Raw genomic sequence first — 25,991 nt, forward strand, 5'->3', positions numbered from 1 at the left:
CGGGGGATTCCCTCAGGGACGCAGGCCGTCCTGGGGGCCGTACAGAGGCTCGGAGGCGTGGCCCAGGTCCCGCGAGTGGCGGGGGACGTACCGTTCGCGCGGCTGCGCGGCCGCGGACGCGGACGCGGCGGGCGGCAGCGCCGGGAGCGCCGGCTCGGGCTCTTCGCGCAGGCGCGTGCGGTTGCGGCGCGCCCCGTACGGCGCCACGATCCACCGGTACACCGGGCGGCGGATCAGCGTCGGCACCAGCCGGTACCCGCCGCGCACCACGACGTTCCGCAGGTACTGCGGATGGGAGATGAAGCCCTCGCGGCGCATCTCGCGCTGCAGCCGCAGCTCCGAGCGCAGCAGGTCGCGGCCGCCGCGGCGCTCGTACGCGCCGTCGCCCACCCGGTAGTAGACCAGCGGCTCGGCGACGTTCACCACTCGCGCCCCGTTCGCGATCATGCGGACGAACAGCCAGTAGTCCTCCATCAGCGGCAGGTCGCCGTACCCGCCCGCCGCGATCACCGCGCTGCGCCGGTACACCACCGTCGGATGGTTGAACGGGTCGTGCAGCCGCGAGTAGCGGGCGATGTCGTGCGGATCGCTGGGCGGCGTGCGGCGGCCGACGACGTCGTCGATGTCGCTGCCGAACTCCAGCAGCCCGGCCCCGACGAGGTCGGCGCCCGCCTGCACCAGCGGCACCTGCAGTGCGAACCGGTGCGGCATCGCCACGTCGTCGGCGTCCATCCGGGCCACGATGTCGTACCGGCTGGCCTGCAGCCCGGCGTCGAGCGCGGGGCCGAGGCCGCGGTTGGCCTCCAGCCGGACGAACGTCACCGGGACCGGGCTGGACCCGACCAGTTCCTCCAGGCACTGTTCCAGGTCGGGGGCGACCGGGCCGTCCTGGACGAGGACGACCTGTCCGGGCGGGAGCGACTGGTCGTCCACCGCGCTGCGGAAGGCCGCCCGGACATACTCCACCCGGTCACCGCTGTACACGGTCATGAGCAGGGCGAAGGGATCGGGGCGCATGCGTTCCACTTCCGGAAGAGGGCCGTGGGTCGATCCTGCGGAGCCCGGTGCGAGGGACGGCTCCGGAATCGGTGAGGGGTCGGGGGCTGGCGGGCGGTCTCGGGCCAAGATTGCGTTAATGCATCCCTACTGAGACGCATTGGGTGGCTTGTTGGTTTAGCGCCGCCAAGATACAGGCGGGTCCGGACGGTCACGCGCGGATGGTCCGGATCCACGGCGGTTTTCACCGTGCTGTAACCCGCCACGGCTCAGGTTTGTCGGCACACGTCCTGGTCTGCGCGAATCTCGCCGGCGACTTTGGGGAGGGGCTTGGCGGCGCCCGGCAGGTCCGCGCCGTCGTTGCCGACGATGAGGTAGACCTGGCCGGGTTTGCCCGTGGCGAACAGCTTGGGCGGGTGCCCGGGCATCGCCGCGGCCAGCGCCGCCGCCTGCGGCCGCGCCCCCGGGCCGAACAGGATCTCCGTCTTGGCCTTGGCGGACGCCGGCTTGCGCGTCCCCACCTTGACGACCTTGAAGCCCTTCTCCTTCAGCTGCTCGGCGGTGCGCTGCCCGAGCCCGTCGGTGCGGGTGGCGTTGTAGACGGCCACCTGGACCTGCGCCGGCGGGACCGGCGGCTGCCTCGGCGCGTTCGGCCCGCGCTGCCGGACCGGCGCAGGCGCCGGCTGCGGAACGGTGTTGTCCCGGCGGATCGACTCGAACAGCGGCCCCGCCACCGCCGGGTTGATCTGCACCCGGTTCGGGTCCTGCGGGTAGGCCTGGACCGGGATGGTGACGAAACGCACCTTGCCCGCGCTCATCCCGCGCAGCCCTCCGGCCAGCTTCTGCATCGCCGAGATCGTGAGCCGGTCGTCGGCCTTGATGGAGCTGGCCACCGCAGACAGGAAGCCGTAGGTCTTCCCCGGGTCGGCCAGCATGCCCTTGTCGGTGGCCTTCTTGACGACCGAGGCCATGAACGTCTGCTGCCGCTGGATCCGGGACAGGTCCGAGCCGTCGCCGAGCCCGCCGGTCCGGGTGCGGACGTAGCCGAGCGCCTGGTCGCCGCGCACGGTCTGGCGGCCCTTGCGCAGGTACAGCTCGGCCTTCGGGTCGTTGACCGGCTTCGGGACGCAGATCTCGACGCCGTCCAGCGCGTCCACCACCCGCTTGAACCCGGCGAAGTCGACCTCGACGTAGTGGTCGATGCGGATGTTGGTGATGGACTCGATGGTCTTCCAGGTGCAGGCCGGGCCGCCCTGCGCGTACGCGGAGTTGATCATGTCGAGCCGGGGCGGGGCGGTGCCGCCGCCGGTCTTCTTGCAGCTGGGAATCTGCACCATGGAGTCGCGCGGGAAGCTCATCCCGATGGCGCGCTCGCCGCCGGGCGACAGGTGCAGCAGGATCGTGGTGTCGGAGCGCTGGCCCTCTTCGGTGCCGTACCTGGCGTTCTCCCCGGCCCGGCTGTCGGACCCCATGAGCAGGATGTTCATCGAGTTGTTGAGCTTGGCCGGACGGTTGGCGCCGAGCTTGCCGTCGACGTTCTCGCGGTCGATCTGGCCGTCGAGCCGGCGCCAGAAGCCGTAGCCTGTGAGGCTGCCCACCACCAGCAGCGCCGACAGCCCGATCGACAGCCAGCCGAGCACGCGCCATTGGCGCCCCCGCACCGGCGGCTCCGGTGGCGGTGGCGCGCCGGTGTTGTAGTAGGCGCCCCCGCGACCTCGGTCGGGCGCCGCCAGGCGCTGCATCTGTAACATTTCAGCACACATGGGACACGGGCCACCCCGGTCACGCGAAACTTCGGCCCGCTCCCGTAGACAGGCAACGCGCTCGCGCGATAGCTGAGGCCGCTTCGCCTAGCCTTCGGGGGCGGTGGGGGCTCCGGTGGTCTTCCAGCTCCGCGGCGGCGGCTCCTCAGGCAGGTCGGGCCAGATCGTGCCGCCCGCCCACCGCACCAGGGCCTCGGCGAACCTGCGCGCCACCCGCGCCGCGTCCGGCACGTCGGCGGCGGCACGGACGTCCACCCACCACGCCGGCGCCGTGAACCGCTGGGCGGCCTCCGCACCGAGCAACCGCGCCACTTCCCCTGGCGCCTCCACCAGGACCGGGTCCTCGATGGACACCAGTACCCGGCCCTCCGCGTCGTGCACCCGCACGGCCTTGAAATCGCCACTGGCCAGCTCCACCGGCTCGCCCATCGCGACCAGGCCGTCGGCCACCGCGTAGACGTCCGGTTCGCGGCGCACCAGCGCCGCCAGATCCACGCTCACCCCTCCACCCCCGGCAGGCCGAGGGCGCGAGCGAACACGTCGGCGGCCACCTTGGTGATCGCACTCTTGGTCCCGCCGCCCAGCTTGTCCGGCTCGAGGGTGCCGCCCATCGCCAGATGCCGGTCGTAGGGGACCAGCACGACATGCATGCCGCCCTCCTTCAGCATCCGCACCGCACGGTCGATGTCAGCGTCGGCGTGCGGGGCGTGCGACACCATCGCGATCACCGTGCGGGCCAGCAGCGCGCCCTGCCCGCTGTTGGTGAACCACTCCAGCGCGCCCTGGGCGCTCAGCGCTCCGTCCACCGTGGCGGAAGTGACCAGCACCTGGGAGTGCGTGGTGGCGAGGATGCCGCCGTGCAACTCGGTGAGGATGCCGGCGCCGCAGTCGACGACGGCCGCCGCGAAGTAGCGGTTGACCGACCCGAGCGCGGCCTGGAAAGTCTCCAGCGTGAACTCGCCGGCGATGCGGCCGCCGCGGGTGGCGGGCAGCACCCACACGCCGTCCTCGGTGCGCGCCAGATACCGCGCCGCCTCCTCGAAGCCCTCCGGCCGCCGCTCCGCAAGGTCGAACAGGCAGTGCTCCGAGCGCACCCCGAGCCGCAGCGGCAGTGAGCCCAGATCGGCGTCGGCGTCGACCGCCAGCACCCGGTCGGCGCGGTGCCGTGCCAGGGCGGTGGCCAGCAGCGCCGCCATGGTCGTCTTGCCCGCGCCGCCGCGCACGCTCACCACGGCGATCTGCCGATGGCCGGGCACCCGGCGGCCGAGCAGGTCGGCCGCCTCGCCCTGCAGCCGGAGATCCTGCGCGCCGGCGCCGACGACGTGCCTTATCCCGCGCCCGACGCGCCGCGCCATGGGATCGCCGTGCCGGTTCCTGGCGACCAGGTCCGCGGCCTCCAGCCGCGGGGGACCGGCGGAGGGACTGGCGGGCGCGCCGGTCTCGGGTGGCCGCGCCTGCCGGGGCTGGTGCCCAGCGGACGGATCGGGCCCGAGGGGCGCGGGATCGTCGAGCAGTTCCGCCGGGAAACCGACCAGCGGGATCTCGAACGCACCGGGCTCCGGGGGGCTCGGGACATCCGATGCCGGCACGGGGTCGACGGGCCACTGCGACGGCGGAGCAGGGGGCTGTACGGGAAAGGCGGGAGCCTGCCCGGACTCCGTTGCCGGGCGGGCCGACTGCTGCGGTGCGACCGGCACCAGCGGCTCCTCCGGTCCCGCCGGGTGAGTGGATTCCAGCGGCGGCTGCCGGGAGGTGGCCATCTGGTGTGGCGGGGCGTCATGGATCGGCGCCATCCCCGAACCGTCGTCCACCGGGCCGCTGACAGCGGAACCACGGGGGACGACCAGCCCGGTCTGGAACATGCCGAGTTCGCTCAGCACGGCGCTCTGCCAACTCTGGTCGGGCGGCCTCATCCGTTGGAGAACGAGCTGTAAAGGTGCTTGAGGGTGGCGGACAGGACGTGGTCCGGGGTGTCGGGCAGCTCGAAGCCGTTGCCGCGGATGTGGGCCACCAGCTCGGATTCCGGGGGAAGGCCATGCTCACGCAGGTAGTAGCCGACCGCCCCAGGCCAGATCCAGACGCCGTCGGTGTGGTAGGTCATGGGGACCCGGGAGGGACGCTCGGGGTCCATCATGTCCTCGCTGAGGCTGTGCGCCATCAGGATGATCGGCGCCTTCTCCAGGTAGGCGAGGAGCGCGTCCCGGTCCTCGGCCGGGACCTCGGGCCGCTGGAAGATCGGGGTGCCGTCGGGCTCGGAATCGTCGTAGGGCTTGGCGACGGGGATCGCCGACCCGTCCGCCGGCCGGCCGCCCAGCCACTCCGGGACATGCTGCGGGTCGCGGGGGAACCTCTGGAGCTCCTCCTCCCCGGCCCCGTCCGGCGGCCGCCTCACCCAGCTCGGCTCGCTGTCACCGTCGTACCGGACGTTGTAGGTGGCGGGGAAGGTCAGCCTGAGCGTGGCGGTGAGCCAGGTACCGAACCCGGGCCGGTACATGCCCTCGCGCAGCCGCGCGAACAACCCCGTCAGCTCCGCGGGCGGCTGGTACGGGCTGGGCAGCTTCTTGCCCTTGTGCTGGATCTGCCCGTACATCTCGGTGTAGGAGCCGAGCGCGCGGTAGGCGACGACGGCTTCTTCCCAGTCCGCGGGAAGGGCGTGGCTCAGCAGCAGGGTCATCTCCTGGAGCACTTCGTTCTGCTCGACCGGCCCCATCGGCCGGGGTTCGTTCGTCACAGTCCTCGTTCCCAATCCTTGATCAGACGTCGCGAAGCCACCGGCCCGCTAGCCGTCCTCCGCGATCCTGTCCCGCAGCCATGCTGGGATGTGCTCGTCGGCCCGGGGAAAGACGCTCAGGTCGTGCCGCCAGGCCTCGGCCGGGAGCGGCGGCGACCACTCCGGGTCGAACCGGTCGTTGAAGCTCACCCAGTACTCGCTCGGCGGGCTCATCGTGAACCGCATCCCGAACCAGGTACCCCGGTCCGGCCGGTACAACATCGACCGCAGCTCCGCGGCGATCTCACTGAAATCGCGGACCGGCTCCACCTCGGCGTGGACGCCGTCGGCCATCACCACGGTCAGAGCGCCCTCGGACACCGACGCGACCATCCGGACCTGGAGGTCGATCCGCTCCCACCCCTCCGGCGAGATCTGCATCAGAATCCGGCCGAGCCGCTGCACGAGCTCGTCATAGCGCTCCTCGTCGTAGGGCCGGGGACGCTGCTCAACGGAAGCTTGCGGGGCCACCAGGTCGGTTCTCCTTCGCACGGTGATCCGGGGTCTGTACGGCCGGGCCCGCTCCCCGCCCGGCCCGGTGATCTCACGTAGCGCGCCCGAACGGACCAGCTCGCCGATCTCCGCGCCCAGGAAATACCCCTGCCCCTGGTCGGTACGAGCGCGCCCGGCCTCTTCATCGCCGCTGAACGCCGGAAGCGGGGCCATCCGGACCGGGCTGCCGACCAGCGGCTTCTCCACGCGGTAGCGATGGTAGACCGGCTCCTTGGCACGGTCGACGCTTCCCCGCCGGTATTCAGGCGACCCCCAGAATAGACAAAACGCTGGTCATGGTGCTCGTACGCGAGGATCTCCCCGGGGTCGAACGATTCCGCCTGGCGGCGGTGACGTACCGGACAGGACCGGTGGGCTCCGCCGGGTAGGTGGACGGCACCGCGTCCTGCACGCGGTCCAGCGGCGTCCCGTCCGGGAACCTGCCGTCCTGGACCAGCGGCCCCTGCGGCGCGGGGACGCCGGGCTCGGTCAGCTCGTACAGTGCGGCCAGGCTGGGGGCCGCCCGCTCCGGCTGGTCCGCGGGGACGCCGCCGCACTCCGGATGCTCCCGCGCGGCCGCCGCGCAGCACCTCGAAGTAGATCACCGGCTCCCGGGTCCAGCGCTCGTAGCCGGGCGGCGGCGGGGCGGTACCGGCGCTCATGACGGCAGCCCCGGCGGGACGACCACCGCGTCGATGCAGTAGCGCCCATCGCGCAGCCGGACCCGCGCGTCCCCGGCCGGGACGACCCGCGTGATCTGGTACTGCGTGCCCCCGGCCAGGATCAGCTTCGGCCGGCCGCCCTCGTCCACCCACAGGCCTCGCGCGCCCTTCGGCAGCGCCAGGGTGAGCCGGGAACCCGGTACCCGGCCCACGGCGGCGGGCTCATCCGAACCGTGCGGGCCCGGGAGCGGCACGGCCACGAGTGGCGCGCCGGCGGTCTGGACGGTACCGGTCAGGTGCGCCACGGCGTCCCGCGTGCCCAGCCGGCTGCCGTCCCCGGCGACCAGCGACGACACATCCGAGAACTCGAGCATGCCCCGTGCCGCCTCCGGCAAGGGCCGGTCCAGCGCCCGGTCCAGCGCGGCGACATGGCGCCGGAACGCCTCGGCGGATGGCTCCTCGCCCAGGTAGCCGCGCAGCCGCTCCCACTCCAGGTGGTCCCTCCACAACTGGTCGAGCAGGCCGCGCAGGGAACGCGCCGGGGCCGACAGCATCCCGTCCACCAGGCCACGCCGGTCACGGGGCAGATCGGTACGCTGCTGGATCCTCAGCAGTTCCCTCCTGGAGGCCGGCATCCGGCCCCCGTTCAGGTCCGCCAGCCGCATCGCCGCACGCCGCGACCGCGCCAGCCGGTCGATGTGGTGCGCCGTGTCCGGCGTCCCGGCGCTGAAGAACGACTCGGGCATCGGCTGGGCCGCGTACCGCCGGGCGACCTCGTGCAGGGCCTCCGGCACCTCACGGAACGTCCCGCCGGGCTCGGCTCCGTCGCCTCCCGTGCCCGCGCCCTGGACGCGGCCGTCGAACGTATCGGCGGACAGCCCCGGCCGCGCCCCGCCGTCCAGCCATTCCGGAGGGGCGTTCCCCCGGCGCCCGGCGGGCGGCCGACCGCCGCCGCTCCGTCCGGCCGGAGCGGGGAGGCCGCTGGGAAGCGGGTGGAAGGGCATCACACCGCCGTCCGGCGCCTCTGTTGTGCCCGGTTGCTCGTCGCCGCTCCCACCGGAACCGGCCGAGGCGAGGACGGTGCCACCCTGGCCGTCACTCTGTCCTTCACCGGGCTCGGCTGCCCCGGACGGGTTCGCGCCATCGCGGGGGGCGGCACCATCCGGACGCGCTTCCCCGTCCGCGGGCTCCGCACCCGTGACCGCCTCACCTGGATGGCCCTCCCCCTGCCCTGGCCGAACGCCGTCCTGCCCGCCGTCGCACTGTTCCCGGGCAACCGGACGCGGACCGGACTCCGGCGCACCACTACCCGGCGTCCCTCCGAAGTCACCCGAAGCCCCGGACCCCGCGCCGGACGAAGGCTCCGCATACCAGCCGTACCAGGTAGAGGCGCCACCGTCCGCCCCCTGCGTCCCCTCCGGCACGACGCCGTACGGACCATCGTCACCGGTGCCGTCACTGTCCCGGCCGTCGCGGGAAACGCCGTCGTTGCTTTTGCTCTCGTAAGGGCAGGCGGAACCGAACTCGCATGGGAAGGCCCGCTCCGAAAGACGTTTACTGCAGCGTTTGCAGAACTGCGCCCGGTATTCCTTGCCCGGCATCGGAGGCTCGGCATCGTTCGCGCCCGACGCACCCCTCTGGCCGCCACCCTCGAACGGGGTGGGACTCTCGGTGGAGTCGCGATCACCAGGGCGCGGATCTTCGGGTGGGTCGGTCGGCGTACCGCTCGACGCACCCCTGGCAACCGCGCCGCCCGGGGCGAAATCAGCCGGCGAGAGCGGCCCGAGATCGGCCAGAGCTTCACCCTTGTACCGGTAATCCTTGAACGCGTAAATGATACCGGGCACCGGGCGGGTGAGATCAGCGTTGTCCGCAAAATTGAAAGCAAACCCGGTACCCGACTCATCCATCGGGAAGACGATATGCGTGACTCGACCCACCTCATCGGTACAAGCGACCGCACGCACTACATGCAAACCCCTCCGCTGATATACCTGGTAAATCTGATTTTCCCGGAGATCCGTCCGGACGGCGATACGCTCCGCCGGTCCCAGAGTCAACTCCCGATACAGCAGCCCCAGGCGAAGCAGCAATTCCGGCCAGTGTCGGAACAGCTCATGCCCGGGAGTCGGAATCTGGGTGGACGCGAGCTCGTAACCGGACTCGCCGGTGGCATCCGCGGTCACCTCCGCGACACCGGTGACCTCGCCTTCGGGGTCGCTCGTGAAAAGCTTGCCCCCCGACCACACACCTGCGGACGCCTCCAGCCTCAGCCAAAAGCCAGACCGCGTCCGATCACCCCCAGCAGATCGGCCCTCATACCGTGCGGCCGGCACGATTCCACCCACGCTCTGGGTCGTCCCGAGCAGGAGACGCGGATCCCGGTCTCCTGGCGGTGCACCATCGGCCGGCCACACAGGACGTGCGAGGTCCAGCACGACCGACACCGGCTCCTCAAGCGGCTGCCGCAACACCTTACGCAGGTCGTCGAGCAGCGAGTCGAACCCCCATAGCCCGTTGGTGACGGCCTCCACCTGGTCCGCGAACCGGCTGTTCGCCAGCAGCTCCTGATACCGCTTGTACCGCTCCTCCCGACTTAGAGCCGGATCGGCCTTCACACTGCCCAGCACAAACCTTTGGACCGGCGAGAGACCGTCCCGCTCCGACAGCTTGAGCAGATCGTCGAACTCCAGCTCGCCGGCGTCCTTCAGAACCTGCGCGCGCAACTCGGTCAAACGCCGTAGCAGGCTCTGCTCGGACCGCCAATCCATCAGCTGATCCCGCACTCGCTCGTCATAAAGCAGCAACTGTTCCAGCTGCGGATCAGCCCCCAGTTCCTCAAGCAGGACCTGCATCCGTGGCGTGAGGCCCGCACTCGTCCGACCGTCACCCTGCGCGGCCTCCCCGCCCGGCTCCGCTGGAGCGGCCACCAGCCGGCCCAGCAGATCCTCGACCCGCTGCCGCACCCCCGGACCGTCTCCGTCAGAGTCGCGATCCCGGCCCGGCGATGTCGAGGACGCCTGGTCCTGCTGTTCACCGCGTTCCTGACCTGACTCGTAGAGCCCGAGCTTGACCCGCTGCTCATAGTCCAGGTTGCGGAAGCTGCGGAAATGCGCGGTGAGCTCCTGCGACTTGTCCCGGGGGTCGTTCTGTGCCCAGCGGACGTGCACGACCGGCGGGGACAACTGCGTATCACTGTCCTCAGCAAAGAAGTCGAGGCGCACGATTTCGATGCCGTCACGGGCAAGGTCGGCCAGGTGCCGCTCCATCGCCCGCCAGGTCGGGCTGGACCCTTCATCGCCCAGGCCGTCATCGGCCTGGTTCAGGCCCCGCTCCTCGGTGAAGCGGTTGATGGCCTCCTCTGGGCCGAACGGGAAGATTCGCCCGCTAGGGGAGAACCGCCACGGATTCTCGTCCCCTTCGATGAGGCGCTCTGGGGAGACGAAGTGGCCGGTGGCCGCCTTTGTCATACCACCAATACCGGTCTTGTACGCAAACCGCTTATCGTAGTTGATCGCAAGTTGCAGCGAGCCCTGGGCCGCACGCATGCTGAATTTCTGCTGATCGTCGACCAGATAATGCACTTCCGGCCTGGGCGTTCGGTCCCCGGCGGGCCCGCCCGGACCGAGATCCGGGTTAAGGCTCACATTAAAGATGCGTCTCTTCTGCCAGGTGTAGACATGCGTGACATCGCCGTTTTCATTCGTCCAGACGATGCAGTGCAGATCCCCCTTCCGGATACTGACGCCCTTTTCGTTGTTGAAGACCGCGATCCGACTGTTCGCCGGCAAGTCCGTTCGCGCGGTGTACGGCACGTTGGCGCTGAAGACGTCGTATTTTCTCTTAAGAGGCTTGAGGCCAAGCGGAGGATCGAAATCGACCGCGCGCGGGATCCTGACGTCGGAGTAATCGGCCTTGTACAGATGCGGCGCGCCGATGCCCGTTTCGATCCGGTAGACGATGTGAGGCTGCGGCCTCTCGGCGTCGGCTTCGGAGGGCACGCTGATGACATGCGTGACCCATCCCCGGCGCCCAGCACCCTCGCCGCCGGGACGGGGACCGCCTCGACCCGGCTCGCTCACATCCGCGCCGGAAACACCGGCGCCCTGGTCGTCCTTGCGCCTGGGGTCCGTGCCCTGGGTGTAGGCGATCGTTCGCAGCACACTCGCGCCCGAATCGTCCAGCCGGTAGCCGAGGTAAACCCGACCCGGCTCCAGGTCCTTGCGATCAACGATCCGCTCATCCGGCCCCAGGTCGATCCGTACGGGCCGATCATCGACATCCTCCGGCGGATTCCAGTCCGTCAGCTGATGCGGAAAACCGGGATCCGCCGCGTGCGATTCCGGCAGGACGAACCGCAGACTCTGGCCATCAGAAACGAACACGTCGCCACTGGCCGAATCAACGGACCGTGCCCCATCCACAGGGCCCGAGTCGGGCACGGCCTGCGGGTCTTGCGCGGCGACCGGCGGAACAATCGGGGCGGAACCGTCGGCGGAGTCGCGATCTTCGGTCGGCTCGGTCGGCGTACCGCTCGATGCGGCCCTGGCAACCGCGCCGCCCGGGGCGAAATCAGCCGGCGAGAGCGGACCGTTACCGGCCAGAGCTTCACCCTTGTACCGGTGCTCCTTGAACGCGTAGATGATACCGGGCACCGGGCGGGTGAGATCGGCGTTGTCCGCAAAATTGAAAGCAAACCCGGTACCCGACTCATCCATCGGGAAGACGATATGCGTGACTCGACCCGCCGCATCGGTACAAGCGACCGCACGCATTACGTTCGGGTTATCAGGAGCCTGGCGGCCCTGTTCGTACACCTGGTAAACCCGATTCTTCTCGAGATCCGTCCGGTCGGCGATACGCTCCACCGGTCCCAGAGCCAAGTCCAGGTGCCCCGGTTCCAGGCGCAGCAGCAGGTCCGGCCAGCATCGCAAGAGCTCATGGCCGGCCGTCGGGACCTGCGTGGACGCGTACTCGTAACCGGACCCGCCGGCGGCATCCGCGTCCACCTCCGCGACACCGGTGATCTTGATTTGGGGGCCGTCCATGAACAGCCTGCCCCCCGACCACACACCTTCGGTCGCCACGAGCCGGTCGCCCTCAGCCGATGGCCCCTCATCCCGGACCGCCGACACGATCCCAGTCACGGTCCGGGTCGTCCCGAGCCGACGACGCGGATCCCCATCCCCCAGCGCCCCACCATCGGCCGGCCGCCGGCCGCCCAGATCCAGCACCACCGACACCGGCTCCTCAAGCGGCTGCCGCAGCAACTTGCGCAGCTCGCCGAACACGGGCTCGAACCCCCACAGCCCGTTGGTGACGGCCTCCACCTGGTCCGCGAGCCGGCCGTTCGCCAGCAGCTCCTGATAACGCTCGTACCGCTGCTCCCGGTCCAGAGCCGGATCGGCCTTCACACTGTCCAGCACAAACCTTTGGACCGGCGAGAGATCGTCCAGCTCCGACAGGATGCGCAGATCGTCGAACTCCAGCTCAGCCTTGTCCTTCAAAACCTGCGCGCGCAACTCGGTCAAACGCCGCAGCAGGGACTGCTCAAACTGCAAATCTTCCAGGAAATCCCGCACTGGCTGGCCAAGCAGGAAATGTTCCAGTTCCGGATCAACCGCAAGTTTCTCCAGCAGGACCTGCATCCGCGGCGCGAGGCCCGCACTCGTCCGACCGTCACCCTGCGCGGCCTCCCCACCCGGCCCCGCTGGAGCAGCCACCAGCCGAGCCAGCAGCTCCTCGAGTTGCCGCCGCACCCCCGGGCCGTCTCCGTCAGAGTCGCGATCCGGCGAGGACGCCTGGCCCGGCTGCTCACCGGGCTCCATGCCCGGCACGTAGAGGCCGCGCTGAAAACGCTGATCTTCGTCCAGGTTATAGAAGCTGCGGAAATGCACGGACCACCGCAACGAGCCGTTCTGGGACTCGATCTGCGTCCAGCGAACGTGCACAACCGGCGGGGACACCTGCGTATCACTGTGCTCAGCAAAGAAGTCGATATTGAAAACTTTAATGTCGGCACGACGGTAAAGCTCATCCAGGTGCCGCTCCATCGCCCGCCAGGTCGGGTTGGACTGCTCATCGCTCAGCCCGTCATCGCCGTGGTTCAGGCCCCACTCCTCGGCGAAGTGGTTGATGGCCTGCTTCGGGCCGGACGGGAAGATTTGCTGCCCGTAACCGGAGAGCGGCTCTTGGTTCTTGGCCTCGCCGACGGGGAGAGCGTAGGGGCCGGAGAGCGGCTCCTGATTCTTGACCTTGCCGACGGTCGGCCCGTGTGCGGGGGTCAAGCCATGGGCCGCCGTCACCGTACCATTAATACCGGTCTTGTACGTGAACTCCCATTCATAGGCAGGATCCCGGTTCAGGTTGCGCTGGTAAAACTCCGTCCGGTCGACGATCCGATATTGCACTTCCGGCCTGGGCGTCCTGCCCTTGACGCCCCGCACCGGTTCGTTACCGAGATCTGGATTAGGGTGCCGCCCGTCATGCCAGGTGTAGACGTGCGTGACATCGCCGTTTTCTTTTGTCCAGACGATGCAGTGCGGCAATCCCTTCTTCCTGGTGCCTTCTTTGGAAAAAACCATGATCTTGCGGTTCGCCGGCAAGTCCGTTCGCGCAGTGTACGGCACCTCGGCGTTAAAGACATCGTATTGTTCCGCACACTCCTGGAGATGAGGCGGATTGAAATGGACTGCAGGGGGAATGCCGTGGTCGTACAAGGAAATGCCCTTGTACAGATGCGGCGCGCCGACGACCGTTTGGATCCGGTAGACGACGTCGGGATATGGCGGCCTTTCCGCGTCGGGTTCGGAGGGCAGGGTGATGACATGCGTGACCCATCCACGGGGGCCATCGCTCGCGCCGCTGTGACGCACACCGTCTTGCCCCACACCGGTCTCACCCGGGTCGGATACACCGGCGTCCTGGTCGTTCTTGCGCGCGGGATCCGTGTCCTGGGTGTAGGCGATCGTACGCAGCACACTCGCGCCCGATTCATCCTGCCGGTAGCCGAAGTAAACCCGGCCCGCCTTCAGATCCGTGCGATCAACGATCCGCCGGCCCGGCTCCAGGTCGATCCGTTCGATCCGATCATCGACAACCGGCGGATTCCAGTCCGTCTGCTGATGCGGCAGACCGGGATCCGCCGCGTGCGGTTCCGGCAGGGCGGACCGCAGACCCTGACCGCCAGAAGCAAAACCCTCCCTGCCGGCCGCATGGTCGCCCAGCGGGGCACGCTCGATCCGGCCGTCTCCGCTCCCCTGAGAAGAACCGGCGTCCTGGGGCGAATTCCCGCGGCTGACATTGGCGGAATTGTCGTTGCGCGGAGCCGTTCCGTCGCCGGCGTCCCCAGCGGAACGGGCCAGGGCTCCATTGTCCCCCGCCGAAAGCGGAAGCGGCTGCTCCGGGAACGAATGGCCGGGCGCAAACGCGTCGTGGCTTCCGCTGCTACGGTCACCGTTTGGGTGGAACGTGGTCCAGGCTCCGTCCGGCGGCCACTGAGGGACCGGCCTCCTGAAGCAACGCTTGCGCATGGACGCGGCGAAGACTTGGCCGAACAGGGTAACCCAGACGATCCGGTCCGGCGCGGTGACCGGGACGCCCAGCAGCTCGGCCAGTTCCGCGGCAAACGGGCGGATCCCGCCCTCCGGATCGGCACCGGTGCTGCAGGAGACCAGGAAGACCGGGCGGGCCCTCCATTCCGGATCGTGGCGAATGACGGCGGCGACGTCGGCGGCGCTGAGCACACGCCCGCCGACTTCCGCTCGGGTGGGGAAGCCATGCACTTCCAGGTAGAAGCGGTCCGGGTCGGGCGGGACGGCCCGCGCGCAATCAAGCACCCGAGTACCGTCCATCCAGGTCTCGTCCGGCATGAAGATCACCCGGCCGGCCTGGGTGCGCAGGCTGATCTGGTAGTAGACGTCGTGCAGGTGGGCGGGTAGGAACGGCTCCGGATCGACCCTCCCGTACTGATCAACTGCGATCCAACCGGCGGGAATGGGCCGTCCTGAAGGATCGAGTTCAACCGCCCCGGTGGGTGCGATGACCCGGGCCCCCAACTGCCGGGCGATCTCCAATGCCAACCGTCCACGGCCGGAATCGTTGACCAGCAAGAGCAAATCGCGGCCGGCCCAGTTCGGATCACGCAGGATCAGTTCCGCGACCTCGGTCGCGTTCAGCCAGCGTCCTCCCACCAGCAGCTCGTCGCCATCACCGACTCCGTCCAGGACGAATCGCTGCGGATCGTGCTGCATCCGTTGCGCCACATATGGCTCAGACGGCAGCCCCCAGGCGGAGAACACCCGACCGGCCGCCGTCTCAGCGCTGTGCCGCCACGCCTCCTCCGAGGGGTCGATTTCGCCCGCTGGGGAGGCGACATCATCGTCAGCCCCATGCGCCGTGGACCCCCGGCCGTTCCCATCCCGGACGTCGTGCGGCCGGCCGTCCTCTGCGCCCTCATGGGTGCCTCTGCCATTGGTGTCCCCAGGACCGCTGTCACCGGCACCCGCAGCCGCGTTACCCGCCTCGCGTGGCGCGCTCGCCCCAGCGGACGCTGCATCCCCCTCCGGACCCTCTGGCCCACCATCACCCGGATCAGTCAAAGAACCAGAGAAGGCATGCAGCCAGAAGGTGCCATCAGCCCGACCAGAGTCGGCAGACAGGCCAGCACCCTCCGCATGCGCAGGCGGGGCGGCACCTTCCATCAATGCCGCAATCCGCCCACTCGACGCACCCGGTTCAGCCTGCTCCGCACCCGGCTCGGCAGACGAATCATCAGCAGACGAGTCGAACCGCTCGATTCGGGCGGCGAGCGCCTCCGCAGTCGGCTCTCCCAGTTCGCGGCTCAGGAAGTGCCACAACTGCGCGGCTCGTTCCGCCTGCTGGACGAGTTCGGGGTCCGCACCCAGGCTGCGGCGCATCTCGTCCGGCGTCGACCAGGTGCCCCCATTCAAGTAGGCCAGCCTGAGAGACGCCTCATATCCGTCCTCCAGCCGGCTCAGGTATTGCCGGACGTGCGTCTCGGCAGCGCTGGCCTCCTCGCGCCCTGACGCGACAACGGCCAACGCCTGCTGCACATCCGGCGGGAAGCTCCGGAGCACGTCCTCGAAAGCCGCGCCATACTCGGGCATACCCGGGGGAAGGTTGCCATTTTCCCCGCGCCCAACGGGACGGGCCATCGGTTGGGCTTCTAGATTGATCTCTGGGGTGGTTTGCGGGTCAGAAGTGGTGATCCCGTGCAGGATCCGCAACTGCTCGGTCAGGTTATGGAAGCTGCGGTAGTGGGAGGCGACCTCCGGCGGGTCATGGCCTTCGTCGATCTGCGTCCAGCGCGCGTGCACGACCTGGGGGGTCAGTTTCGGAGCATTGGGCTCGAGGAAGACCTCGAAACGCTCGACCCGGACACCGTGCGCCCGTCGCGAGGCCAAGTGCCTCTCCATCGCCCGCCAGGTAAGGTCGTAGATCGCGCGGCGTCGGCCCCCGCCCTGATTCTCGCCCTCGTCCTGCGGGAAGTAATTGATGAGTTCGCCGGGACCGCGGCCCTCGTGCGCAAAGATGTGCCCGCCGTTGAACAGCGGGTAGTCGACCCGCTGGTCAGGGTATTCGACTTCCCCCACCCAGCCGACCAACGCCTGCGTGTTCCTGTTCCGCTGGGATTTTCCCGCCCCGAAGTGGGGCTGGCCGGTGGCCGCGACCGTCTCGCCGCCGCTACCGGTCTGGTAAAGGAAAACGCCGCGCAGATCCCGCTGCCCGTCCGGCCCGTCCAAACGCATGTCGCCGGTGCGCAGCCGGGCGGGCGGGTCAAGGTCGGACGAGGAAAGGCCGGTGAACCTCTCGCGAGGCTCGACCATGTAGTAGGCGTTCTTGCAGGGGGGCTTCCGGTCCCGGTGCCGAAGGATTTCCGCCATCTCGGCGCCGAGATCCGGGTTGAACCCGTTCGCTTTGTTCCCGTACCAGGTGCGGACGTGGGTGACTTCCCCGTGCTCGTTCGTCCAGAAGACACCGTGCAGCTCGCCCTGGTGGTCATAGACCCTGATCCTGCTGCTTCCGGGCAGGTCCGGCCGCAGAGAGTACGGTCCTTCGCCGACGTCGAACCCGTCCACTCGGTGGTCAGGGAGAGCCGGGGGGTCGAACCCGACGGCGGACGCGGACCGGCCGCCGTCCTCAGGGTCCCCCTCGAACAGCCACGGCTCGCCGACACCCAGGTCGATCCGGTGGACGACACCAGGCGCCGGAGTGCGGAAGTCGGGGTTGCCGCCGGGGAGGGGCGTCGCCCCGGCAACCTGGTCCTGGCCGTAAGCGGTCGGCTCGCTCAGAGCGGGCGGCGGAGTGGTCACATGCGTGACGCGCCCGTGGTCCTCGCCGTCCACCCCGTCGGTGTAGGCGATCGTCTGCAGCACGTTCGCACCCGTAACGCCCGCCCGGTAGACGTAATAGATCCGGTTGGGCTTCAGACCCGGGTGGTCGGCGATGCGCTCGTCCGGCTCCAGAGTGATCCGCAAAGGTTGCGGATCGGCCAGGCGCGGGGGCGCCCAGTCCGCCTGCTGATGCGGAATATCGGGATCGGCCCGATGCTCCGGCGGAAGCTCGATATCCGGGGGCCTGGGGACGAAGGCGCCGTGTTCGGTTGTTTCGGGGGTGCCACCGGGGTACGCCGTGACCCAGGCCCCGTTCGGCGGGTCGTCGGGCCGCAGCCTGCCGTTCTCTTCGGTCCCGGTGGTGGAGTAGACCTGGCCGTCCCGATCCGACCACGCCAGTTGCGTCGGCGCCTTGACCGGGACACCCAGCCGGTCGGAAAGCCGCTGGACGAAATCACCGGCCCCGGTCTCACACGACAGCAGCATGACCTGGCGGGGGGCCTGCTTCCAGTCCGGATCATTCTCAATCAGTGCCCGCGCGTCATCGACGCTGAGCCGATGCTTTTCGTCGAGCTTCTCCGGATCACGGATCCACAGCCCGTCCCGGTCACCGTGAATATCGATAGTGAACCGGTTCGGGTCGGGCGGCACCCGCTGGGCCATGTCGTGGAAGGCCTCATGACCCGGGCCATAGTAAGCGCGCCCGGCAGCCGTCCTCCTGCTCCGGCTCCACACATCATGCAGTCTCTCGGGCAGCCCCTCTGGAGGCGGATCGCCCGCCACCGCGCCAACATCCACGGCGCCCAGGTCACCGTCACCAGCCGGGCTGTCTTCATAGCGCGCCAGAGGAGCCTCTGGGCCGGCCGGCCCAGGCCCGGGGTGCGGAGGCCGCGCACGATCGGAACTGACCTGTCCCGGAGCAGCCGGACGCCCGTCGCCAACTCCAGGCGGCACTGGTCCAGGCGCCGGTCGAACCTGCGGCGACGGCGTGCGCTGCCCCACTTCAGGCTCGGCGGCACTCCCGTCCGTTCGACTCGCCTCTCCGCCTGCCTCCGGCCCGAAGCGGGGCTTGCCTGCTCCGTCCAGAGGATGCACTCCCACCTCGGTCCGGGCGGGGGCAGTGGGCAACTCGCGGGGCGGAGCTACCAAGCGCCAGCCAGCGGCACACTGCGCGTCGCGGTTGGCGTCGACTTCCACGCGCCCCTTTGGAGCGATCACTCGGACACCGAGATGCCGGGCGACCTCAGCAGCGTACTGTTCACTGACTCCCGATTCGGAGTCCCTCACGAGCAGCCGCAGATAACGGCCATCCCATCCTGGGGCGGCCTTTACCAGCACCGCCAAGTCCGCCGGACGCAGCGGGCGGCCGTTCACGAGCACACCCAGATCATCGCCGTGTGCATGGACCGTATAAAGGGTCTGGTCCGGCCGCACTTCCACCGCCGCGTTCTGCATATCCTCCTCGTCAGGCCCGTAGAGCGCGAGTCCCTCTCCCACGTAGGAAACGACGCGCTGGGCATCGTGCGCGGACAATGGCATTTCTCGCGGCACGTCCGGTCCGAAGAAGAGGGGTTCGCTCAACCCCAGATCGATCCGACGGTACAATCTGGGATCAGCCAGATCAGGATTGTCGTTCGGGTCGGCAACAGCCCTTGCAGGATCCGCGGACTCGATCCCCAATTCGACGTGCGTGACCCAGGCCCGCCCATCGGCGTCCCGCTCACCTGTATAGGCGTGGGAACGAAGAACCTCCCGATCGTTCCGAACCTCCACCACACGGTAAAGCGTGTTCGGAGCCAGATCCTCGAGGTCGGCGACACGCGCACCCGGGTCCAACTCGATTCGGATGGGTGCTCGGTTGTCATGACGCGGCGGCTCCCACTCCCCCCGCTCATGGAACCGCCCCACACCCACAGGAGCATAACCTTCATATCCCACCGAAATACGGCGCCCACCAGGGATGTGGGCCATCCAGTCACCGGTCGGCGGCAGCAATGGTCGTTCTAGGCCATACTCATCGGAACGCTTGGGTGTCGCGTAGGTCGGGCTGTCCCGCTGGAGCCAGGCGATGTCGGTCGGCGCGATAACCGGCACTTGGACCAGTTCCGCCACCTGTGCGGCGAAATCCCCCTTACCTGTGGAGCAGGAGTACAGGAAGACTGTGCGGTGACCCCACCTGGGATCCTGGCGGATAATGCTGGCGACATCCTCCGGACTCAAGTCCTGCGCTCCGACGACCATCCTGTCCGGAAAGCCATGCCCGTAGAGGGCATAAAGGTTCGGGTCCCGCTTGTAGGACTCATCGGCTTTGCTCGACGGATCGCCCGGTTCGCGAAGCGACCGACCCGAGGCGACTGGCGAACTCCAACGCCAGACCTCTCGCAGGTGGGCAGGCAGCGTGGATATGTCAGATGGGAAGACCGTGGCCGAGACGTCGTAGACGGGACGTCCGTTGGCGTCCCTTCCGGCCAGCACAACGTCGGTGATCTGGTACCGAGTGGTACGCGACAGGACCACCCGCCCGTCTACGCGTACCCCCTGCGCCCCCGCAGGCACATCCAAATGAAGCCGGAAACCATATGGCACCCCGTCCCCGTCAACCGGTTCCGGGTACGGCGTCCCCCGTACATGCCTACCTGTCGTCCGACTCGTCCCTACCAGAGACCTGGGATCCCAGTCACCCAGCCGGACATCGTCCGGCAACCCGACCAACTGCGCGAAATCAAGCGCATGCATCCCCCAATGCACCCGCTCTGGCTCCGGAAGCAGGTGGTCGGTCTCACGATCAAGATGGCGGAGATGCTGGTCGACCGTCTCCACCGTTGGTGAATCATCACCAGTGATCTCGCGCAGATCTTTCCACAGGCGAGCTGCTCGCGATATTTCTTGCAACCGCTGCTTTGGATTGGGGTCCGTCAACACCTGATCCAGCAGATTCCATTCTTGCGAACCCGGTTCCATCTTTCCCCAGAGCCGCCGCAGACGACGCACCCCTGGTATGACGCCGTTGCCCGCGCTGAGCAACGCCTGCTCCGACTCAAACCCGATCTTCAGGCCACGCAGCTCGTACTGCCGTTCTGCTCCGCCGAACAGCAGCCGGTCCGGCAGCACCCCTGATGCGAAGGACGCCAACGCCCACTGGCTCACCAAGGCGTCCGTACCCGCCGAATCCGATGGCTGGGGGGTCAAGCCGACCGCAGGCGCAACGACGTCCGCGTCCGGAGGCTCCACCAATCCTGCGAGGAGCGCCTCAATGCGTGAAGGCTGCTGGTCCGTCTCGCTGCCGCCGTCCTGCTTCTGCGCGCCGCCGTACGAGCCTGCGGGATCCGTGCCTGGTTGCTCGTCGGTTTGCGGGCGCGGTACAGCGGTGCCGGCCTGGTCTTCCGGTGTGAACTGCGTCTTGGGCCGCGGATGCCCCGGCGCGTAACCACCGGAACCGGCTGGGGTCTCCGTGCCATCGGGCTGACTGGTCGTCCACTCGCTGTCCGGCGGATGGTTGGGATGAAGCCTTCCGTCCGTCCAGCGGCCTGAGGTGGAGTAAACGTTCCCGTCCACGTCCGACCACGCCAGATCCTTCGGCGCCGTGACCGCAACATCCAACCGCCGCGACAGGTCCCGGGCGACATCACCGGCCCCGGTCTCACACGACAACAGCATGACCTGACGGGGACGCTGCTCCCAGCCCGGATCGTTCTCGATCAGAGCGGCGGCATCTTCGATACTGAGCCGACGCTTTCCCTCGGATGCCTCAGGATCACGAATCCACAACCCATCCCGATCACCGTGAACGTCAAGAACGAACCGGTCAGGGTCCGGCGCCACCCGCTGGGCCATGTCGTGGTGGGCTTCATGGCCCTGGCCAAAGTAAGCGCGCCCGGCAGCCGTCCCCCTACTTCGGCTCCACACATCGTGCAGCCTCTCGGGCAGCCCCTCTGGAGGCGGGTCACCCACCACCGCCCCGACATTGACGCTGCCCAGGTCACCGTCACCGGCCGGGCTGTCCCCAAAGCGCGCCAGCGGACCCCCGGCGCCACCCTCACCAGGCCCGGGATGCGGGGGCTGCGCGTGACTGGGAGTGGCCTGTCCGGGAGTATGCGGGCGGGCTGGGCCGGGGGGCCGCGGGGGAACCCCGCCCGGCTGCCCTGGTACCTGTGGCGGCGTGGGAGCCACGCGGGGTATCCGGTGCGGGTTCTGCCGGAACTGCGCAAAACGCTCGGCGAACAACTGGAAACTCGGCTTCCCACCGAGATCCTGGTAAAAAGCTCTCCACAGCCCAGGATTGCTCGTCTGCAGCAACTCGAAGTAACCAGACTGCCTGCCCGCCCCCCGGCCGGCCATGCAATCGTTCAGCGCACGCTGCACCTCCGGCGGCAGGTGCTGATATGCCCGGCCAAGGACCGTCTCATCAAGCCTCGGCGGTCGCTGGGGCATGCCCTGCTGCGCCGGAGGCCGACCGGGCATCGACTGATGGCCGTGCTGTCCGGGAGCGGACGGAGCGCCCTGAAAACGCAGAGGCGAGAACTGCTGTCCACCGGGCATGGGACGCCCGTACTGATCCACCGCCGGCCCCTGCGGCCTCGGGGGCGGGGGCTGCCCCTGCTGCCACCCCTGCACGAAACGCATCTGCCCCGCGGCAGGCCCTCCTGGGGGCATCTGCTGGCCCGGCGGGGCCTGGGGGGTGTTCTGCTGCGCAGGAACAGTCCCACGGTGGGTGTTCACACCAACGGTGCGCAGGCCCGGAGGATCGATCGCACCATCCGCCTTGATGGTGAAATCACCCGAAGGCGCCGAAACCCGGACCCCGAGTTCGGCAGCGACCGCTTCGATGAACGGCCCATCCCCAAGACCGGGCACCAGAAGAACAACATCCTGATCGGGCGCGCGATTCCGATCGTGCTTGAGGAGAGCCGCCAGATCCTGTGGATCGTCGATCCGGCGGGAGCCCATGCGCACCACACCAGGTTCACCATCCGCGATCACCGTGAAGGAACCAGCATTCGCTGGCGCCTCCCTGGCATGGGTCCTTAGGTGAAGGGGGGCTTCCGGGTAGAGCCGCCCGGCTCCGATCTCGGTACCGACTTGGTTGGCGACAAGCCAATACTCGCGCAACCGCCAACTGAGCGTATCGGGCGCGTCCCGCAACGACAGCCTTTGAGCCTTCTGAACAAAGATCGAATCGACGCCGGCAGCATTTTCCTTGATCGCCGTCATCCGGGCCTTCATCTTTGCATATTCCCTGGACGCGAAGGGTAGATCAAAGATTTGCTGCTGCACGCCGGCCAGGCGACGCTCAATGGACTCGGCATCGCGCCGACTCAGACTGCTCTTCTCTTTCCAGATGTAATCAACCGGTTTATTATTTGCGTCACGCTTGATTCCCTCGACAAGACCGCGAATAAGGGGGTTATCCCGAGGATTTGCCATCCTCTCGAGCCCACTCACAAACAGCTCGCCGAAATCCAGCCCCCAGATCCGACCCAACTTTTTCTGGTTGATCCCTGGACCGAGTTCGACCCCTTTGTGACTCGTTCCAGGCCGGACCACCTTTAGATTGTCCATGTTGCGGTCGGGATTGCCGGTCAGTACATCAAGGATATTGAGCAGCCAACCGTCGGTGGTCTGACCATACCCCTCGTCCACCATGGCCTCGAAGGACTTGTCCAGGCCACGACCGCCGTCCCCGTCTACATATTCCATATATATGGTATGAGGGTCTTTGCGAATAACAATTGGCGCGAGGGCGCCGATCGCCTGAGCGGTAATCGAGCCGTACTCGTCACCGTCGAGCTTCGGCCTGTTTTCATCATTGGTCACAGTTTTTTCAACGTACCGGACGCCATTTCCGCCCTCGAACAACGTCACCCTGGAGTTCTCTCCGCCGCCGAGCTTCCGCACCTCCTTGCGGCCCGAGGCGATGGCATCCTGCAAGGCCGCCCGGCGAGCCTCGACCTGGGCATCCCATTGTTCGAACCACGCCTCCGGCGTCCCGGTCTCCGGCCTGTCCGCACCACCCGGCGACCCCGCCGCCGAAGGGTCCTGGGGAGCAGGGGCGCCCTGCTCCCCAGCACCGCCACGGGCAAGGGCGGGCTCGGGCGTTCCCGCGCCACCCCGCGCCACGGCCCTCGGCTGTTGTTCAGGGCGAGAACCATCCGCCGCACGCCCAGGCGCGGCCTGCGGTGTCCTGGGCACGGATGCGCGGCGGCCATCCGCGGGACCTGCCGCCTGGCCCGTCATCGGGAGCGGCTGCGCCGGGGCCACCCCGGACGTAAGCGGCGCGTCCTGGCCGTTCTGCTCTTGCCCTTCCGTCTCTCGGCGGTCCCCGGGCCGCGGCCCGCCCTGATCGGCGGGTCCGGAAGCAACCCGTCCGGCCTCGTCCGCAGCGCCGGGCGCCGTGTCGCCCGTTCCCGCGCGCTGGTCGGCGCTGGACGACGTACGGCCGGTACCGGAATCAGGCATGCCGTCCGAAGCATGGACGCCGTCGCCGTGTGTGTCGGAGCCGAGGGGCGACGCCTGGGCGTGCCCGGTCTCGGGTGAAGCAGCGGGCTGGGAGACGGACTCCTCAGTTCGAGGCGGCGTGCCCGCATCGTGGCCGCCGCTGGGATCTCGCGAAGCCGACGGCGCGTCGGTCTTGGAGGATGGCCCGGTCGAGCCGGTCTCACTGTTCGTCGAGGCGGGTGTCGGACGCCCGCCGCCGCGTCCACCCGTGCTCGGTGCGCCGACCCCGGGGCCACCGGCCACCGGTGCACCTCCGGGAGCCACACCGCCCATTGGGGCGCCGCCCGGAACGGGGCCGGCGGTCCCGGCAGCGGGGGCACCGCCGGCCTGAGCACCGCCCGGAGCCGCACCACCGGCCCCGGCACCGCCTCCTTCGGCGGGACCGGTGGCCGCGAGCTCGGAGCCGCCGCCACGGCCACCGCCGTCCAATACCGCCGCGATCTTGTTCGGCTCCCCCGCAGCGCCGCCCTGAGGGGGAGCGGCACCGGGCCCGCCGCCATCGCTGCTTCCGGGACCCAACACGGCCGCGATCCGATTACCCTCGCCGGTTCCGCCGCCGTCGAGGTCGCCGCCGCCTCTGGCCAGGGCATGGTCCGGCTCCGAAGAAACGGGGGCAAGGGTGTCAGAACCGCCTCCGGTTCCCGGGGCAACGTCGGCAGGACCGTAGGGGATGGGCTGCGCTCCCGGAGGAGGCCCCCCGGCATGTGCGGTGCCCCTGCCGGAATCACCGCCGCCGGGATCGCCTGGGCCACCAGCCTCGGCGCCTGCGGGAGCGGCCGGGGGAGGCCCGGCGACGCGGACGTCGCCGAGGTCGGACATGTTGGGAGTGCGGAGCTTGAAGCCTTCCTTCGCGCCGTCGGCGCCGCCGCCGACCGCGCCGCTGGACGCCCCCATCAGCAGTTCTTCGAAGGTCACCCCCTGCCCCGAGAGCCCGGCCGAGGCGGCCGTGGAGGCCACACCGGCGATCGCCTCGCCGGCACCGTCGCGAACAGCGTGCTTGCCGACGGTGGCGGCGAGGCCGTCGCCCGCCGCGTCGCCGAGTCCCGGGACCCTTGCCGAGCCCGCCTTGAGGCCGCCGGAGATGGCGCCGCCGATCGCTCCGTCCCTGGCGGCCGTGAGGATCTCGCCCCCGTCCAGCCCCTTCCTATTGCCTTCGAGAACTTGAATGCCCTGGATGAGGGCAGTGAGGGCGGCTTCCTCGAGTGCCCCGGAGGCGGCGTGCCGGAGGATCGCGGTCAGCAGCTTCTGCGCGATCGTGCGGGCGGCGAGCTGTGCCGTCATCTCCACCAGCGGAATGCCGGCCATGGAAGCGCCGAACGTCGCCCAGGCGGCGGCGATCAGCGCGATGACCTCGATCGCCGTGATGATCAGCATGGCGTAGAACATGTACTTGGCGGCCTCGATGTCGAGAGCGCCGTCTTCGAGGACCTTCGCCAGGTGATCGCACGTTTCGGCCAGGCTCGGGATGACACGAGGATCCACTGTGGAGTACTGCTCCCAGTACTGCCTGAAGGCGTCGAAAGCCGGGCCCTCTCCGGTCGATCCGACCCTGCCGGCCGCCGCGTTCAGCTCCTCATGGAGGCCACGGAGGCGAGCAGCGGCATCGCGCCACATCCTGGCGAGTCGGCGCATCGCGTCCTCGTCGCCCTCGGGCCACTCCGAGCCGACGATGTACTTCAGCCACCGGAGCTCGCTGGGAAACTCCATTCCCATGGCTCATACGCTCCCGATGGCCTCTTCGTTCCGGCCTTCGCCACGCTCGAATTCGTCGGCCATGCGGAGGATGCTGTCCGCTATCTTCCGAAAGTTGCCCGGAAGGTCCTCCATTGCCTTCAAGGCAGCCTCCTGGCCCGGTTTGAGGGTCGCTCCCAACTGGGCACCGGTTTTGTCGCCGCCCCAGCATTCGCCCTCGGCGGAAACAGCGGTCTTGACCGTTGCCGCCAGCTCCCGCAGCGACGACTCCGCCGTCTCAAAAGGGAGGGCGCAGCGGCGGAGCGCTTCTGGATCGACCTTGAAACCGGTCATCGGGCACGCAGGCCGTATCGTGCGCGGACCGCCTCGAAGTCGGTAAGTGCGGTGGCATCGGGCAGCAGCTTGTCGATGCCGCCGTTGAGCACCTCATCGGGGACGGTGCCGGACATCGCCTCCCGGCGCTGCTCGCCGATCTGCCGAGCCGCGTCGTTGGACGCCGCCAGCACGGCCTCGGCCAGCTCCTCCGAGGAAAGCTTGCGGTACACGCGGGAATCGAACTCGACGTCGGTCAGCTGTCCCTGGGCACCGACGGTGACCTTGACCATCCCGTCGGCGGCCTCGCCGGTGGCGCCGATGGACGCCAGCTTGGCCTGCATGTCCGCCAGTTGCTGCCGCTGCTGCTTGTACTGGTCGAGCAGTTCGTCGATGTGCAGTTGCCATTCCTCACGCATGCGGCAAAACCCCCTGCGTTCCGATCCTCGCCGTC

At 68.8% G+C, this 25,991-nt stretch carries 9 protein-coding genes; all 9 read right to left on the reverse strand.

Annotated features, from left to right (window positions below; genetic code table 11):
• Positions 1 to 12: 12 nt before the first annotated feature.
• Positions 13 to 1,017 (reverse strand): glycosyltransferase, encoded by a 1,005-nt coding sequence (locus tag ABD340_RS22165; protein ID WP_344591246.1) that lies wholly within the window; start codon positions 1,015 to 1,017, stop codon positions 13 to 15.
• A gap of 248 nt (positions 1,018 to 1,265) precedes the next feature.
• The gene (locus tag ABD340_RS22170) at positions 1,266 to 2,738 is read right to left on the reverse strand and encodes an LCP family protein (RefSeq protein ID WP_344591248.1); all 1,473 of its coding nucleotides are present in this window, start codon (positions 2,736 to 2,738) and stop codon (positions 1,266 to 1,268) included.
• Between the two features lie 108 nt (positions 2,739 to 2,846).
• Positions 2,847 to 3,260 carry a hypothetical protein gene (locus ABD340_RS22175; RefSeq protein ID WP_344591249.1) on the reverse strand — a complete coding sequence of 138 codons (414 nt, stop codon included), beginning with the start codon at positions 3,258 to 3,260 and terminating at the stop codon, positions 2,847 to 2,849.
• On the reverse strand, positions 3,257 to 4,672 hold the full coding sequence (locus tag ABD340_RS22180) for a MinD/ParA family ATP-binding protein (protein WP_344591251.1): 1,416 nt from the start codon (positions 4,670 to 4,672) through the stop codon (positions 3,257 to 3,259). The genes ABD340_RS22175 and ABD340_RS22180 overlap by 4 nt, the downstream gene beginning before the upstream one ends.
• Positions 4,669 to 5,490 (reverse strand): hypothetical protein, encoded by an 822-nt coding sequence (locus tag ABD340_RS22185; RefSeq protein ID WP_344591253.1) that lies wholly within the window; start codon positions 5,488 to 5,490, stop codon positions 4,669 to 4,671. The genes ABD340_RS22180 and ABD340_RS22185 overlap by 4 nt, the downstream gene beginning before the upstream one ends.
• Positions 5,491 to 5,538: 48 nt before the next feature.
• Entirely contained in the window at positions 5,539 to 6,228 is a 690-nt protein-coding gene (locus tag ABD340_RS22190) for a hypothetical protein (RefSeq protein WP_344591255.1), read from the reverse strand.
• Positions 6,229 to 6,679: 451 nt separating this feature from the next.
• Positions 6,680 to 25,240 carry a WXG100-like domain-containing protein gene (locus tag ABD340_RS22195; protein ID WP_344591256.1) on the reverse strand — a complete coding sequence of 6,187 codons (18,561 nt, stop codon included), beginning with the start codon at positions 25,238 to 25,240 and terminating at the stop codon, positions 6,680 to 6,682.
• Between the two features lie 9 nt (positions 25,241 to 25,249).
• On the reverse strand, positions 25,250 to 25,558 hold the full coding sequence (locus ABD340_RS22200) for a WXG100 family type VII secretion target (protein WP_344591258.1): 309 nt from the start codon (positions 25,556 to 25,558) through the stop codon (positions 25,250 to 25,252).
• A complete protein-coding gene (locus tag ABD340_RS22205) occupies positions 25,555 to 25,956 on the reverse strand; it encodes a YbaB/EbfC family nucleoid-associated protein (protein ID WP_344591259.1) in 402 nt (133 codons plus the stop codon). Before ABD340_RS22205 ends, ABD340_RS22200 begins: the two co-directional genes overlap by 4 nt.
• Positions 25,957 to 25,991 lie beyond the last annotated feature (35 nt).

Origin of the sequence: Actinomadura vinacea, assembly GCF_039532545.1 — a bacterium.
Lineage (GTDB): Bacteria > Actinomycetota > Actinomycetes > Streptosporangiales > Streptosporangiaceae > Spirillospora > Spirillospora vinacea.

Excerpts from the sequence above, each read along its gene's own strand:
- ABD340_RS22165 (WP_344591246.1), bottom strand. The coding sequence starts at position 1,017 with ATGCGCCCCGATCCCTTCGCCCTGCTCATGACCGTGTACAGCGGTGAC.
- ABD340_RS22170 (WP_344591248.1), bottom strand. The coding sequence starts at position 2,738 with ATGCAGCGCCTGGCGGCGCCCGACCGAGGTCGCGGGGGCGCCTACTAC.
- ABD340_RS22180 (WP_344591251.1), bottom strand. The coding sequence starts at position 4,672 with ATGAGGCCGCCCGACCAGAGTTGGCAGAGCGCCGTGCTGAGCGAACTC.
- ABD340_RS22195 (WP_344591256.1), bottom strand. The coding sequence starts at position 25,240 with ATGGAGTTTCCCAGCGAGCTCCGGTGGCTGAAGTACATCGTCGGCTCG.
- ABD340_RS22200 (WP_344591258.1), bottom strand. The coding sequence starts at position 25,558 with ATGACCGGTTTCAAGGTCGATCCAGAAGCGCTCCGCCGCTGCGCCCTC.
- ABD340_RS22205 (WP_344591259.1), bottom strand. The coding sequence starts at position 25,956 with ATGCGTGAGGAATGGCAACTGCACATCGACGAACTGCTCGACCAGTAC.